At 58.6% G+C, this 14,597-nt stretch carries 11 protein-coding genes; 6 read left to right on the top strand and 5 right to left on the bottom strand.

The features are described from left to right. Positions 1-11 precede the first annotated feature (11 nt). Positions 12-701 carry a pyrimidine utilization protein B gene (gene rutB / locus ACDO57_RS09590; RefSeq protein WP_370883888.1) on the bottom strand — a complete coding sequence of 230 codons (690 nt, stop codon included), beginning with the start codon at positions 699-701 and terminating at the stop codon, positions 12-14. Then, positions 701-1,792 carry a pyrimidine utilization protein A gene (gene rutA, locus ACDO57_RS09585; RefSeq protein ID WP_023617762.1) on the bottom strand — a complete coding sequence of 364 codons (1,092 nt, stop codon included), beginning with the start codon at positions 1,790-1,792 and terminating at the stop codon, positions 701-703. The genes rutB and rutA overlap by 1 nt, the downstream gene beginning before the upstream one ends. Positions 1,793-2,037: 245 nt before the next feature. On the opposite strand from rutA, the gene rutR reads away from it, so the two are divergent. Next, positions 2,038-2,676, top strand: a complete 639-nt coding sequence (rutR, locus tag ACDO57_RS09580; RefSeq protein WP_025912986.1) for an HTH-type transcriptional regulator RutR — start codon at positions 2,038-2,040, stop codon at positions 2,674-2,676. Here the strand turns inward: rutR and ACDO57_RS09575 are convergent. Both ACDO57_RS09575 and putA read right to left on the bottom strand, forming a co-directional pair. Beyond that, positions 2,673-3,068 (bottom strand): lysozyme inhibitor LprI family protein, encoded by a 396-nt coding sequence (locus ACDO57_RS09575; RefSeq protein WP_024909640.1) that lies wholly within the window; start codon positions 3,066-3,068, stop codon positions 2,673-2,675. The two genes, rutR and ACDO57_RS09575, sit on opposite strands and share 4 nt — an antisense overlap. Before the next feature lie 51 nt (positions 3,069-3,119). Further along, complete coding sequence (putA, locus tag ACDO57_RS09570; protein ID WP_370883887.1) at positions 3,120-7,082, bottom strand: trifunctional transcriptional regulator/proline dehydrogenase/L-glutamate gamma-semialdehyde dehydrogenase; 3,963 nt, start codon at positions 7,080-7,082, stop codon at positions 3,120-3,122. Between the two features lie 423 nt (positions 7,083-7,505). Here putA and putP point away from each other — a divergent pair, with 423 nt between their 5' ends. Further along, entirely contained in the window at positions 7,506-9,014 is a 1,509-nt protein-coding gene (gene putP, locus ACDO57_RS09565) for a sodium/proline symporter PutP (RefSeq protein WP_024909642.1), read from the top strand. A gap of 113 nt (positions 9,015-9,127) precedes the next feature. Beyond that, a complete protein-coding gene (locus ACDO57_RS09560; RefSeq protein WP_032648964.1) occupies positions 9,128-9,547 on the top strand; it encodes a DUF3574 domain-containing protein in 420 nt (139 codons plus the stop codon). A 71-nt stretch (positions 9,548-9,618) separates the two neighbouring features. Here the strand turns inward: ACDO57_RS09560 and ACDO57_RS09555 are convergent, their stop codons facing one another. Beyond that, positions 9,619-10,803: a NupC/NupG family nucleoside CNT transporter gene (locus tag ACDO57_RS09555; protein ID WP_024908972.1), complete on the bottom strand. Its 1,185-nt coding sequence runs from the start codon at positions 10,801-10,803 to the stop codon at positions 9,619-9,621. Between the two features lie 251 nt (positions 10,804-11,054). Between ACDO57_RS09555 and efeU the strand changes: the two genes are divergently transcribed. The 3 genes from efeU to efeB are packed head-to-tail and all read left to right on the top strand — an operon-like array spanning position 11,055 to position 14,345. Further along, complete coding sequence (efeU, locus tag ACDO57_RS09550; protein ID WP_370883886.1) at positions 11,055-11,888, top strand: iron uptake transporter permease EfeU; 834 nt, start codon at positions 11,055-11,057, stop codon at positions 11,886-11,888. A 40-nt stretch (positions 11,889-11,928) separates the two neighbouring features. Beyond that, a complete protein-coding gene (gene efeO / locus ACDO57_RS09545; RefSeq protein ID WP_048989838.1) occupies positions 11,929-13,056 on the top strand; it encodes an iron uptake system protein EfeO in 1,128 nt (375 codons plus the stop codon). Positions 13,057-13,061: 5 nt separating this feature from the next. After that, complete coding sequence (gene efeB / locus ACDO57_RS09540; RefSeq protein WP_208763749.1) at positions 13,062-14,345, top strand: iron uptake transporter deferrochelatase/peroxidase subunit; 1,284 nt, start codon at positions 13,062-13,064, stop codon at positions 14,343-14,345. Positions 14,346-14,597: the final 252 nt, after the last annotated feature.

Raw genomic sequence — 14,597 nt, 5'->3', positions numbered from 1 at the left:
CGTGTGTCTCCTCAGGCGATACGGGCGAGCGGAGGATTCAGGGCATCGCAAAACTCGGCGACGCTGCTGACCCAGCCAAAAAAGGTTTCGATATTGAACAGGGCCGCCTTCTGGGCGAAATCCGGCCCGGCCTGATGAGTCGCGTCTTCAAGCACCACGCCGAAATACTCGAGGAAAAAGCCGTCGCGCAGGGTCGACTCCACGCAGACGTTGGTGGCAATGCCGGTGAAGACCAGGTGGCGAATGCCCCGGCTGCGCAGCAGGCTGTCGAGCGGCGTGTTGAAAAAGCCGCTGTAGCGCGGTTTCGGCAGGACAATATCGTCCGCCTGCGGGACCAGCTCATCCACCAGCTGATAATCCCAGCCGCCCTTCGCCAGCAGTTTGCCCTGCAGCTCGGGCCGTTTACGCATGGTTTTCAGGGCGTTCGACTTGTGGAAGTTGGGCGAGCCGGGGCCGCCTGCCTCAACGTACTGGTCGTCCCAGCCGTTCTGGAACCAGATAATGAGCATCCCCGCGGCGCGCGCGGCGGCGACGGCGGTTTTAATGTTCTCAATCACCGGCCGGGTGGCGGAGACGTCGAACCCCGCCAGATCCAGATAGCCGCCCTGGCTGGCGTAGGCGTTTTGCATGTCCACCACGATAAGCGCGCTCTGCTGCGGCGCAAAGGTGATGGCTTCCGGGCGTGCGTTAAGGGTCGTCATTACGCCACCTCCTTCGTGACGGCAGGGATGTGGGCGCGGCACTGCATCAGCGGCTGGATGCGCTCGCCGAAGGTTTCCACGCCGGTGAGGAAATCATCGAAGGTCAGCAGGACGCCTTCCGCACCGGGAACGGCCGCCACTTCATCGAGCATTCTGGCAACGCTGGCGTACGAGCCGACCAGGGTGCCCATGTTGATATTGACGGCGGAGGTCGGGTCGGCCATCTGACGAACGTTGGTGTCCGCGCCGGAGCGGGTATCCTTCTGGCTCTGCTCGGTGAGCCAGCTCAGGGCTTCCTCGTCGGCGCCGTCCTTATAGCGCTCCCATTTCGCGCGCGCCGCGTCGTCGGTTTCGTCGGCAATCACCATAAACAGCACGTAGGAGCCCACGTCGCGCCCGGTTTTGTCGGCGGCTTCTTTCATGCGCGCGGCGGTCGGGGCGAAGGCGGCAGGCGTGTTCACACCTTTACCGAAGCAGAAGTTAAAGTCGGCGTATTTCGCCGAGAATTCCATTCCCGCGTCGCTCTGCCCTGCGCAAATCACCTTCATCGGCACCGACGGCTGCGGGCTGACGCGGCAGTCGTTCATGGTGAAGAAGTCACCCTTGAAATCGCTTTTGCCGGTACCCCACAGATCGCGCAGGACCTGCACGTACTCGGTCAGGTAGTCGTAGCGACGCGAGAAGTAATCGTCCCCCGGCCAGAGCCCCATCTGCTCGTACTCCGGTTTTTGCCAGCCCGTGACCAGGTTGACGCCAAAGCGCCCGCCGGAGATGGAGTCGATGGTGGAGGCCATGCGCGCCACGATCGCCGGGGGCAGGGTGAGGGTGGCAGCGGTGGCGTAGATCTGGATCCGCGAGGTGACCGCGGCCAGCCCGGCCATCAGGGTGAAGGACTCCAGGTTGTGGTCCCAGAATTCGGTTTTGCCGCCGAAGCCGCGCAGCTTGATCATCGAAAGCGCAAAGTCGAAATGGTAGTGCTCCGCTTTCTGCACGATGGCTTTATTCAGCTCAAAGGTCGGCATGTATTGCGGTGCAGTGGTCGAGATAAGCCAGCCGTTGTTGCCGATGGGTACAAATACGCCAATTTTCATCACGAACCTCTCTTCATTACGTCGCAGGTGTAACGGTGTTTTTGCAAAGGCAGTGCCAGTTTTGAAAATGGCTTTGTTATTAATGTGTTAATCAGAAGTTGGTGGTTTGATTCGATTAAATGTGGACTAACTGGTCAAAAACATTGCACAGAAAACAGGCATTCATGCGCGATCGGAGTGCAGGATGTCGTGGCGAGACGGGGGTTTTGCTATGCTGAGGGCAACGCAGAATAAGGAGAGCGGGAATGACACAAGGCGCAGTGAAAACACCAGGTAAACGTTCGCAGGCGGTGAGCGCTAAGAAACAGGCGATCCTCAGCGCGGCGCTGGAGACCTTTTCGCAGTTTGGTATTCACGGCACGCGCCTGGAGCAGGTGGCGGAGCAGTCCGGGGTATCCAAAACCAATCTGCTCTACTACTACCCGTCGAAAGAGGCGCTCTATGTCGCGGTGATGCAGCAGATCCTCGATATCTGGCTGGCGCCGCTGAAAGCGTTCCGCGAAGAGCTGGCCCCGCTGGTGGCGATCAGGGAGTACATTCGCCTGAAGCTGGAGGTGTCACGCGATTACCCGCAGGCTTCACGGCTGTTTTGTCTTGAGATGCTGCAGGGGGCGCCGCTGTTGCAGGCGGAATTAACCGGAGATTTAAAACAGCTGGTGGACGATAAGTCGGCCATTATCGCCGGATGGGTGGCCAGCGGAAAACTGGCTCCGGTCGATCCGCATCATCTGATCTTTATGATTTGGGCCTCCACCCAGCATTACGCTGACTTTGCGGCCCAGGTCGAGGCGGTGACTGGAAAAACGCTCCAGGACGAAGCGTTTTTCCACAGCACCCTGGAAAACGTGCAGCGGATGATTATCGAAGGGATCCGCCTGCGTTAGTTCCCCGGTGGGAGAGGGCAGCTTAAGTCGCCCTCTTCGCACTGCATCAGCGAGGCCAGAAACGCTTCGCGCTCCACGGTTTTTTCCGCCAGGCACTGGTTAACAATCATTGGCTGGACGCTCCCGCCTTCCGTCCCCGAACCGATAAACGCACAGTCCGCGTCGCGCAGGGCAATCCACGCCTGCTGCGCTTTTTTCAGCAGATCGCGCTGGGGGGCAGCCGCACGCTTGATGGCGGCCTGATAGGTCTGGTTGAGCTTTTTATCGGCAGCCTGGTACTGCTGCGCGCTACAGGTATTCAGCTCAAGCTGGGTGGTCGCTTTGTCGCACTCGTCGGCCAGCGCGCTGGCGCTTAGCAGCAGTGCTGCGCCTGCGATAAGAAATCGTTTCATACACTCCCCAATAAAATAAGGCTCCGTCTCCGGAGCCTTATTAGCACAGCGTTAGCCGATTGTCATCAGGCTGGCGTTACCGCCTGCCGCCGCGGTATTGACGCTGAGCGAGCGCTCTACATACAGGCGTTCCAGCAGCAGGTTGGTTTCCCCACGGGCGAAGCCCTGTACCGAAACAATCGGCCCGCTGCGGGCCGCAACCTGCTCGCAGAGTTCGCGCAGCTGGTCGGAATCACCGTGATAAATCACCGCATCAAACGGCTGCGTCAGCAGCGCATCGGCTTTCGCGAAGTGAATGCGGGCCGAGACCGCTTTCGGCAGCTGTTTGGCGAGATCGCGATGCAGCGCATCGTCCGGCCACAGCACTTCACACCCGGTTGCCATCGCGGCAGCCAGCTGCACCAGCGCGTCCTGCTCGTTATCGGCCACGCACAGTACGCGTTCGCGCGGCATCAGCGTCCAGGTGTTGCGCTCGCCGGTCGGCCCCGGCAGCAGACGCTGGGTGCCGGCCTGTGCCAGCTCGCCGTACTGCTGCGCAACGGCACGCAGCTCAGGACGTTTCTCCGCCCAGGCGATCAGGGCCTCCAGCGGCTGCGTCAGTACGGTTTTCAGCTGTGCATCCACCGGATACTCCGCATCCTGACGTGCCAGGGTGACGCCCAGCGCGTTCTCCGGACGGTTCGCCAGCAGACGGTACAGGTAGAGCGGACCACCCGCTTTCGGGCCGGTGCCGGAGAGGCCTTCACCGCCGAACGGCTGCACGCCCACGACCGCGCCAACCATGTTGCGGTTAACGTACAGGTTGCCCACTTTGGCGCTGCCGGTTACCTGCGCGATGGTCTCGTCGATACGGGTATGTACGCCGAGCGTCAGGCCATAGCCGGAGGCGTTGATCTGCTCAACCAGCTCGTTGAGGTTGTTACGGTTGTAGCGCACCACGTGCAGTACCGGACCGAAGACCTCTTTTTTCAGCTCGTCGAAGCTCGCCAGCTCGATAAGCGTAGGCGGCACAAAGGTGCCGGTCCGCCATTCGCGGGTATCTTCGCTGTTCTCACGCACCGCCTGGAACACCGGACGGCCTTTCGCGCGCATGGTCTGAATGTGGTTTTCGATGTTGGCTTTGGCTTCCGCGTCGATCACCGGCCCGATGTCGGTGGTGAGACGGCCCGGGTTGCCCATGCGGCATTCGGCCATCGCGCCGCGCAGCATTTTCAGCGTGTGGTCCGCCACGTCGTCCTGCAGGCACAGCACGCGCAGGGCGGAGCAGCGCTGACCTGCGCTGTCGAAGGCGGAGGCCAGCACGTCGACCACCACCTGCTCGGTGAGGGCGGAGGAGTCAACGATCATGGCGTTCATGCCGCCGGTTTCCGCGATGAGCGGCGTAGGACGACCCTGTGCATCCAGACGAGTGGCAATGTTGCGCTGCAGCAGCGAGGCCACTTCGGTCGAACCGGTAAACATCACGCCGCGCACGCGGTTATCAGAGGTCAGTTTGGCGCCCACGGTTTCACCGCGGCCCGGCAGCAGCTGGACCACGCCCGCCGGCACGCCGGCTTCCAGAAGAATGTTGATGCCCTGTGCGGCAATCAGCCGGGTCTGCTCTGCCGGTTTTGCCAGCACGCTGTTGCCTGCGGCAAGCGCGGCGGCAATCTGGCCGGTGAAGATCGCCAGCGGGAAGTTCCACGGGCTGATACAGACGACCGGACCGAGCGGACGGTGGGTTTCGTTGTCGAAATCATCGCGCACCTGACCGGCGTAGTAGTGCAGGAAGTCGACCGCCTCGCGCACTTCGGCGATGGCGTTGCTGAAGGTTTTACCCGCTTCGCGCACCAGAATACCGATGAGCGACTGCATCTGATCTTCCATCAGCACAGCCGCGCGCTCCAGAATGGCGGCACGCTCCTGTGGCGGCGTGGCGAACCAGATAGGGGCGTTGTTCACCGCGCTGTCAAGCGCCTGATCCACTTCCGCTTCGGTGGCTTCACGCACGTAGCCGACGATATCTTTTGGCTCTGCCGGGTTGATAACAGGCTGCATGTCGCCGTCAGCAGCGGGCTGCTCCAGCATCGGTTTGGCCTGCCACTTCTGCAATGCACTGTTGAGCAGGGCAGAGGAGAGGGATGCCAGACGGTGTTCGTTGGCGAGATCCAGGCCCGCCGAGTTAACGCGACCTTTGCCGTACAGCTCGCGCGGCAGGGCAATCTTCGGATGCGGCAGGCCAATCTGGCCTTCCTGGGCCGCCATCTTCTCGACGGCCTGCACCGGATCGGCAACCAGCTCGTCCAGCGGCAGGGTGGTGTCAGCGATGCGGTTAACGAAGGAGGTGTTCGCGCCGTTTTCCAGCAGGCGACGCACCAGGTATGCCAGCAGGGTTTCGTGGGTACCCACCGGAGCATAGATACGGCACGGGCGGTTCAGCTTGCCGTCCGCCACTTTACCGGTCACCTGCTCGTACAGCGGTTCACCCATGCCGTGCAGGCACTGGAATTCGTACTGGCCCGGGTAGTAGTTCTGCCCGGCCAGGCTGTAGATTGCCGCCAGGGTGTGGGCGTTGTGGGTGGCGAACTGCGGATAGATCAGGTTCGGCACGCCGAGCAGCTTTTTCGCGCAGGCGAGGTAAGAGACGTCGGTGTAGACCTTGCGGGTATAGACCGGATAGCCTTCCAGCCCTTCCATCTGGGCGCGTTTGATTTCGCTGTCCCAGTAGGCCCCTTTCACCAGACGGATCATCAGGCGACGGCGGCTGCGGCTGGCCAGGTCAATCAGGTAATCAATGACGAACGGGCAGCGCTTCTGGTAGGCCTGAATAACGAAGCCGATGCCGTTCCAGCCCGCCAGCTCCGGCTCGAAGCACAGTTTTTCCAGCAGGTCGAGGGAGATCTCCAGACGGTCGGCCTCTTCGGCGTCGATGTTGATGCCGATGTCATACTGGCGCGCCAGCAGGGTCAGGGACTTCAGGCGCGGGTAGAGCTCTTCCATCACCCGGTCGTACTGCGCGCGGCTGTAGCGCGGGTGCAGGGCGGAAAGCTTAATCGAGATGCCCGGGCCTTCATAAATACCGCGACCGTTGGATGCTTTACCGATGGCGTGGATCGCCTGCTGGTAAGAGACCATATAGGCCTGCGCGTCGGCGGCGGTCAGGGCCGCTTCGCCGAGCATGTCGTACGAGTAGCGGAAACCTTTATCTTCCAGCTTGCGGGCGTTCGCCAGCGCTTCGGCAATGGTTTCCCCGGTGACGAACTGCTCGCCCATCAGACGCATCGCCATGTCCACACCTTTGCGGATCAGCGGCTCGCCGCTCTTGCCGATGATGCGGTTCAGGGAGCGTGACAGGTTGGCTTCGTTATGGGTCGAGACCAGCTTGCCGGTAAACAGCAGACCCCAGGTCGCGGCGTTGACGAACAGCGACGGGCTGCGACCAATGTGTGAATGCCAGTTACCGTTGCTGATCTTGTCGCGGATCAGCGCGTCGCGGGTGGCTTTATCCGGAATACGCAGCAGCGCTTCCGCCAGGCACATCAGCGCCACGCCTTCCTGTGAGGAGAGGGAAAATTCCTGCAGCAGACCCTGAACCATCCCGGCGCGGCCGGTGGCGGTCTTCTGGTTACGCAGTTTGTCAGCCAGCTGGTACGCCAGGCTGTGCGCCTGCGCGGCAACGGCTTCCGGCAGGCGAGCCTGCTCCAGCAGCATCGGCACGGCGTCGGTTTCGGCGCGGCGGTACGCGCCGGTAATGGCGGCACGGCTGACGGACTGCGGCAGGATCTGCTCGGCGAATTCGAGGAAGGGCTGATGGCTCTCGTCGCCAGCGGCTGGCGCTTCCTCGCTTTCGTTCGCTGCACCGGCCAGCAGGGCAGGCAGCTCCGGCAGCCCCTCGTCGCTCTCGAGTCTTTCGAGATAGTTAAAAATCGCCTGCTTAATTAACCAGTGCGGCGTGCGGTCAATGCGGGTTGCTGCGGTCTTAATCCGTTCGCGGGTTGCGTCATCCAGCTTAACCCCCATGGTGGTCATACCCATGCCAAAGCTCCTGTTGTGCTTTCATCGTGTTTGGTCGTTAGCGTGAAATATCCACCATGTTGCAACTTTGTGCAACCGTGTTAAATGTGACCTGGTTTGCAACCCGGGAAATGAATGAATTGTTAACGGATGGTTAGCTGGAAAAACGTGCTGCCTTTGTCCCGGTAAGCCTGTTTTTATGCGGGAGTTAACACTTTTAAAAGGTGCAACCCGTAAAAGCGTGAGCGAGTGCAACCTATAGGAAACTCGTATCAAGCCGGGGATGAAATTGATGTAAATGCAGTGTTAAATCGTTTGTCAGCGGAGGGCGCATACGGCAGGATAGCGCGCCTCACCGAAACACAAGATACCGTCACCACGTTCCGGTGATCATATAACAAGGCAACCCGGACGGTTGTCGCTCGACACTTTTGGAGAATTTGAATGGCTATTAGCACACCGATGCTGGTGACATTTCTCGTTTATATATTTGGCATGATCCTGATAGGGTTTTTGGCATGGCGTTCAACAAAGAACTTTGACGACTACATTCTGGGCGGACGCAGTCTAGGCCCAATGGTGACCGCACTCTCTGCGGGCGCTTCCGACATGAGCGGCTGGCTGCTGATGGGGCTTCCGGGCGCGATTTTCATTTCCGGTATCTCGGAAAGCTGGATTGCCATCGGTCTGACCGTCGGTGCATGGATCAACTGGAAGCTGGTGGCAGGCCGTCTGCGCGTGCACACCGAGGCCAACAATAACGCCCTGACGCTGCCGGACTACTTCACCGGACGCTTTGAAGATAACAGCCGCGTGCTGCGTATTATCTCGGCGGTGGTGATCCTGGTGTTCTTCACGATCTACTGTGCCTCCGGCATCGTAGCCGGTGCGCGCCTGTTCGAAAGCACCTTCGGCATGAGCTACGAAACCGCCCTGTGGGCCGGTGCGGCGGCGACCATCCTCTATACCTTCGTGGGCGGTTTCCTGGCCGTCAGCTGGACCGACACCGTGCAGGCGAGCCTGATGATCTTCGCCCTGATCCTGACCCCGGTGATTGTGATTTTCACCGTTGGCGGCTTTGGCGATTCGCTGGAAGTGATCAAGCAGAAGAGCATCGAAAACGTCGACATGCTGAAAGGGCTGAACTTCGTCGCTATCGTCTCCCTGATGGGCTGGGGTCTGGGCTACTTCGGTCAGCCGCACATCCTGGCGCGCTTTATGGCGGCGGATTCTCATCACACCATCGTCCATGCGCGTCGCATCAGTATGACGTGGATGATCCTGTGTCTGGCGGGCGCGTGTGCGGTCGGCTTCTTCGGTATTGCCTACTTCAGCAATAACCCGGCGCAGGCGGGCGCGGTAAACCAGAACGCCGAGCGCGTGTTTATCGAGCTAGCGCAGATTCTGTTTAACCCGTGGATTGCCGGTATTCTGCTCTCCGCGATCCTGGCGGCGGTGATGTCCACCCTGAGCTGCCAGCTGCTGGTCTGCTCCAGTGCGATCACCGAAGACCTCTACAAAGCCTTCCTGCGTAAAAACGCGAGCCAGAAAGAGCTGGTGTGGGTAGGACGCTTTATGGTGCTGGTGGTGGCGCTGATTGCCATCGCGCTGGCGGCCAACCCGGAAAACCGCGTGCTGGGTCTCGTGAGCTACGCGTGGGCGGGCTTTGGTGCGGCGTTTGGTCCGGTCGTGCTGTTCTCCGTTATGTGGTCACGTATGACCCGTAACGGCGCGCTGGCGGGAATGATTATCGGTGCGCTGACCGTTATCGTCTGGAAACAGTTCGCGTGGCTGGGCCTGTACGAAATCATCCCTGGCTTCATCTTCGGCAGCATCGGTATCGTGGTCTTCAGCCTGCTGGGTAAAGCACCGTCTGCCTCCATGCAGAAACGCTTTGCGGAAGCAGACGCGCACTACCACTCCGCACCGCCGTCTAAGCTGCAGCCGGAATAATTCTCCCCTCACCCTAACCCTCTCCCCAAAGGGGAGAGGGAATAAACCTCTCTTGCTAAATTCTGCAATTTACGTTGATATCGCTGTGCTTATAACAATGAGGATAGCGAAGCATGACAATCAAAACAGGGTTAATGGCGGCAGCATTATTGATGCTGGCGGGCTGCAACGCGCCATCGCAACATGCGGCGGTAGAAACCTGCAAAGCGGATAACCAGATGCAGCAAACCACGCTCTATTTCGGCTTAAACCGTCCTGCCGGGGCGCAGATCACCAGCAACGAATGGCAGCAGTTTGTTGACCAGGACGTGACGCCGCGTTTCCGCGATGGCCTAACGGTGTTTGATGCCCGCGGGCAGTGGCTGGGGAACGACGGAAAAGTGGCGCGTGAACCGAGCAAGGCGTTGATGCTGATCCACGGTAAAGATGCGCAGAGCGAGAAGAACATCGAAGCGTTGCGCGGGATTTATAAGTCGCGCTTCGCGCAGGAGTCGGTGATGCGTGTCGACCAGCCGGTGTGCGTGCAATTTTAATGAAAACGGCGGGATAACCCGCCGTTGTTGTTTTGTAGGCCCGGTAAGCGCAGCGCCACCCGGCACAAAACTTACAGCACCAACCCCGCAAAGCTCGCCGACAGCAGGCTCACCAGGGTCGCACCGTACACCAGGCGCAGACCAAACCGCGACACCACGTTACCCTGCTGCTCGTTCAGGCCCTTAATCGCCCCGGCCACGATGCCGATGGAGGCGAAGTTCGCGAACGACACCAGGAAGACGGATAAAATGCCCAGCCCGCGCGGGGACATCTGGTGCGCTATTTTTTGCAGCTCAATCATCGCCACAAATTCATTCGCCACCAGCTTGGTTGCCATAATGCTGCCCGCGTTTAAGGCATCGCTCAGAGGAATCCCTACCAGCCATGCCAGGGGATAAAATACATAGCCGAGGATTTGCTGGAAGCTCATGCCAAATACGCTGGAGAAGAGGGCGTTAACGGCACTAATAAGCGCGATAAAACCAATCAGCATCGCCAGAATAATCATCGCCACCTTAAAACCGGCCAGAATATACTCGCCAAGCATCTCGAAGAAGCTCTGCGATTCATGCAGTTTTTCCAGTTTAATATCCGGCTCCGCTTCCGGGCGCGTCGGGTTGATGACCGTGAGAATAATAAAGGTGCTGAACATGTTCAGAATCAGCGCCGCGACGACAAATTTAGCGTCGAGCATGGTCATATACGCGCCGACAATCGACAGGGAGACCGTCGACATCGCCGTGGCTGCCATGGTGAAGAGACGACGAGAGGAGAGATCGCCCAGCACGCCTTTGTAGGCAATGAAGTTTTCCGACTGGCCGAGGATCAGCGAGCTCACCGCGTTAAAGGATTCCAGCTTGCCCATGCCGTTCAGTTTGGACAGCAGCGTACCGATTACCCGAATAAAAATCGGCAGGATCCGCCAGTGCTGAAGAATACCAATCAGCGCGGAAATAAAAATAATCGGGCAAAGGACGCCGAGGAAAATGAACGCCAGCCCTTTTTCTCCCATGCCGCCAAAGACGAAATTGGTACCTTCACCGGCAAATTTGAGCAGCGACTCAAAAAATCCTGAGACGTATTTAATCAGGAATAACCCGCTTTCGGCGTGCAGGAAAAAGAACGCCAGGGCAATTTCTATGACAATCAGCTGTAAAACAAAACGAATGCGAATTTTTCGGCGGTCGAAACTCACCAGCCAGGCAAGCGCGAGAATAATGACCAGCGCCAGCAGGAAATGGACAATTTTAAACATAATTTAATTTCACCAGGTGTTTGAGGCGGTTATTTAGCCACAGCCCTGAATCAGCGTAAATGGGCATTTTCGTTATAACTTATAAACTTAACGATAACGCCTGAAACTATTATCAGGCTGGGCGTTTACAACTCGTTATCAAAACACCGCACATTTCGCTTGTGTTTCTTTCTGCCGTAATGATAATCACTATCACAAGAATTTACCTTTCTTTGCATCAGTTGACCGCGATAAACATTTAAGGTGTCGGCATGTTTGTTCCATTTCTCATTATGTTACGTGAAGGGCTCGAAGCCGCCCTTATCGTGAGCCTCATCGCCAGTTATCTGAAGCGAACCCAGCGCGGGCGCTGGATTGGCGTCATGTGGGTCGGGGTATTCTTTGCCGCGGCGCTCTGTCTGGGCCTCGGTATTCTCATCAACGAAACCACCGGCGAGTTTCCGCAGAAAGAGCAGGAACTGTTTGAGGGTATCGTCGCCGTGATTGCGGTGGTGATCCTCACCTGGATGGTGTTCTGGATGCGTAAAGTCTCCCGTAACGTGAAGGTGCAGCTGGAGCAGGCGGTGGATAACGCGCTGCAAAAGGGCAATAACCACGGCTGGGCGCTCATTATGATGGTCTTTTTCGCCGTCGCGCGCGAAGGGCTGGAGTCTGTTTTCTTCCTGCTGGCAGCGTTTCAGCAGGATGTGGGGATCTGGCCGCCGCTGGGGGCCATGCTGGGCCTCGCCACGGCCGTGGTGCTCGGTTTTCTGCTGTACTGGGGCGGTATCCGCCTGAACCTGGGCGCCTTCTTCAAGTGGACCAGCCTGTTTATTCTGCTGGTAGCCGCGGGTCTGGCGGCAGGGGCGATTCGCGCCTTCCATGAAGCGGGCCTGTGGAACCATTTCCAGGACGTGGCGTTCGACCTCAGCAACGTTCTCTCCACGCACTCTCTGACCGGCACCCTGCTCGAAGGTATCTTCGGCTATCAGGAAACGCCGAGCGTCAGCGAAGTGGCGATGTACTTTATCTATCTGGTTCCGGCGCTGGTGCTGTTCGCAATGCCGCCGCGTACCGGCACGCAGGCGTCGCGCGTTGCGCCGTAATCTTTGATTGAGTAACAACATACTTTTAAAGGGAAGAGTCATGGCAATTCAGTTCCGTCGTAGTGCGTTATGCGCAGGCATTGCCGCGCTGTTCGCTTCTGCATTCTCCGCCTGGGGCGCGGATGTTCCACAGGTTAAGGTCACCGTCAACGACAAGCAGTGCGAGCCGATGACCCTCACGGTGAACAGTGGTAAAACCCAGTTTATTATTCAGAACCACAGCCAGAAGGCGCTGGAGTGGGAGATCCTGAAAGGCGTTCTGGTGGTGGAAGAGCGTGAAAATATCGCCCCTGGCTTCAGCCAGAAGATGACCGCCAACCTCCAGCCGGGCGAGTATGAGATGACCTGCGGTCTGCTGACCAACCCGAAAGGGAAGCTCATCGTCAAAGGTGAAGCGACAGCCGATGCGGCAAAAGGCGCTGCGGTGCTGAGCCTGGGCGATGCGATTACCGCGTATAAAGCCTACGTCACCAAAGAGACGGCGGAGCTGGCGACGGCAACCAAAGCCTTTACCGATGCGGTGAAGGCCGGGGATATCGAAAAAGCGAAATCCCTGTATGCGCCAACCCGTCAGCACTACGAGCGCATCGAGCCGATCGCCGAGCTGTTCTCTGACCTTGATGGCAGCATTGACGCCCGCGAAGATGATTTCGAGCAGAAAGCCGCCGATCCGAAATTCACCGGTTTCCACCGTCTGGAGAAAGCCCTGTTCGGCGATAATTCTGCCAAAGGGATGGAGAAGTATGCCGACCAGCTGAACAGCGACGTGCTGGAGCTGCAAAAGCGCATCAGCGAGCTGGCCTTCCCGCCGTCAAAAGTGGTGGGCGGCGCGGCCGGGCTGATTGAAGAAGTGGCCGCCAGCAAAATCAGCGGCGAAGAGGATCGCTACAGCCATACCGATCTGTGGGACTTCCAGGCCAACGTCGACGGCGCGCAGAAAATTGTTAACCTGCTGCGTCCTCAGCTGCAGAAAGAGAACGGCGAGCTGCTGGCCAAAGTGGATGCCAACTTCAAAAAGGTCGACACCATTCTGGCGAAGTACCGCACCAAAGACGGGTTTGAGACCTACGACAAGCTGACCGATGCCGACCGCAACGCGCTGAAAGGTCCGATCACCGCCCTGGCGGAAGATCTCTCTCTGCTGCGTGGCGTACTGGGTCTGGACTAAGCACGATGAATAAGCATAGCGAGAACGACGTGGTTGAGCCTTCACGTCGTCGGTTGTTAAAGGGAGTAGGGGCGCTGGGGGGCGCGCTTGCTCTGGCCGGTGGCTGTCCGGTGGCGCATGCGGCGAAACCGCAAAGCGCGCCCGGCACGCTGTCACCCAATGCCCGCATGGAGACGCAGCCGTTTTATGGCGAGCATCAGTCGGGCATCCTGACGCCGCAGCAGGCATCTATGATGCTGGTGGCCTTTGATTCGCTGGCCAGCGATAAAGCCGATCTGGAACGCCTGTTCCGCCTGCTGACGACGCGCATCGCGTTTCTCACCGCGGGCGGACCGGCGCCCGATACGCCGAACCCGCGTCTGCCGCCAATGGACTCCGGCATTCTGGGGCCGTTTATTGCCCCGGATAACCTGACCATTACCGTTTCGCTGGGAGAATCGCTGTTTGACGCGCGCTATGGGCTGGCAAAACAGAAGCCGAAGGCGCTGCAAAAAATGACGCGCTTCCCGAATGACTCCCTGGATGCGGCGCTGTGTCACGGCGACCTGCTCCTGCAGATCTGCGCCAATACCCAGGACACGGTGATCCACGCCCTGCGCGACATCATCAAGCACACGCCGGATCTGCTGAGCGTGCGCTGGAAGCGGGAAGGGTTTATCTCGGACCACGCCGCCCGCAGCAAAGGAAAAGAGACACCGGTGAACCTGCTGGGCTTTAAGGACGGCACGGCCAACCCGGACAGCCACGACGGTGCGCTCATGAAGGAGGTGGTGTGGGTCACTGCCGATCAGGGCGAACCGGCATGGGCGGTGGGCGGCAGCTATCAGGCGGTGCGGATTATTCAGTTCCACGTGGAGTTCTGGGACCGCACGCCGCTCAAAGAGCAGCAGACGATCTTTGGTCGGGATAAGCAAAGCGGGGCACCGCTCGGCATGAAGAACGAGCATGATGTGCCTGACTACGCCCGCGATCCCAATGGCGATATAATTGCGCTGGACAGCCATATTCGTCTTGCCAATCCGCGAACCAAAGAGACGCAGTCGAGCCTGATGATGCGTCGGGGCTACAGCTACTCGCTCGGCGTGACCAACTCCGGTCAGCTCGATATGGGGCTGCTGTTCGTCTGCTATCAGCACGATCTGGAAAAGGGCTTTCTCACCGTGCAGAAGCGGCTCAACGGTGAAGCGCTGGAAGAGTACATTAAACCTATCGGCGGCGGCTATTTCTTTGCCCTGCCAGGGGCGCGCGACAGTAACGCGTACCTCGCTCAAGGGCTGATCGAAGCCTGATAATCGTCCCTGCGATAGTTCGCGGGGACATTATTTTTTCATATGACTATCTTGTTGTTATATTTCTGTAATATTTCTATATAAGACTGAATCCACTGCAGGTGCAGTCTTAAAAGTTGCATTCAGGTAAAATAAATGTTGCATTTGTGATAACTCCTGATGTACTTAAGATAAGACAGCGGTAGTTCCCGGCAGTGATGCTGAATCACTATGGAGATCGCGAATGGTTGCGTCCTGTACTGGACAAGGTAA

The sequence above is a fragment of the Enterobacter cloacae complex sp. 2015409 genome, assembly GCF_041365315.1.
In the GTDB taxonomy this organism is placed as follows: Bacteria; Pseudomonadota; Gammaproteobacteria; order Enterobacterales; family Enterobacteriaceae; genus Enterobacter; species Enterobacter pseudoroggenkampii.
This window is presented reverse-complemented; position numbering and strand designations above follow the sequence as displayed.

What these genes read in the sequence shown, in the direction of transcription:
- rutB (WP_370883888.1), bottom strand. Translation starts at nt 701, where the DNA reads ATGACGACCCTTAACGCACGCCCGGAAGCCATCACCTTTGCGCCGCAG.
- rutA (WP_023617762.1), bottom strand. Translation starts at nt 1,792, where the DNA reads ATGAAAATTGGCGTATTTGTACCCATCGGCAACAACGGCTGGCTTATC.
- rutR (WP_025912986.1), top strand. Translation starts at nt 2,038, where the DNA reads ATGACACAAGGCGCAGTGAAAACACCAGGTAAACGTTCGCAGGCGGTG.
- ACDO57_RS09575 (WP_024909640.1), bottom strand. Translation starts at nt 3,068, where the DNA reads ATGAAACGATTTCTTATCGCAGGCGCAGCACTGCTGCTAAGCGCCAGC.
- putA (WP_370883887.1), bottom strand. Translation starts at nt 7,082, where the DNA reads ATGGGTATGACCACCATGGGGGTTAAGCTGGATGACGCAACCCGCGAA.
- putP (WP_024909642.1), top strand. Translation starts at nt 7,506, where the DNA reads ATGGCTATTAGCACACCGATGCTGGTGACATTTCTCGTTTATATATTT.
- ACDO57_RS09560 (WP_032648964.1), top strand. Translation starts at nt 9,128, where the DNA reads ATGACAATCAAAACAGGGTTAATGGCGGCAGCATTATTGATGCTGGCG.
- ACDO57_RS09555 (WP_024908972.1), bottom strand. Translation starts at nt 10,803, where the DNA reads ATGTTTAAAATTGTCCATTTCCTGCTGGCGCTGGTCATTATTCTCGCG.
- efeU (WP_370883886.1), top strand. Translation starts at nt 11,055, where the DNA reads ATGTTTGTTCCATTTCTCATTATGTTACGTGAAGGGCTCGAAGCCGCC.
- efeO (WP_048989838.1), top strand. Translation starts at nt 11,929, where the DNA reads ATGGCAATTCAGTTCCGTCGTAGTGCGTTATGCGCAGGCATTGCCGCG.
- efeB (WP_208763749.1), top strand. Translation starts at nt 13,062, where the DNA reads ATGAATAAGCATAGCGAGAACGACGTGGTTGAGCCTTCACGTCGTCGG.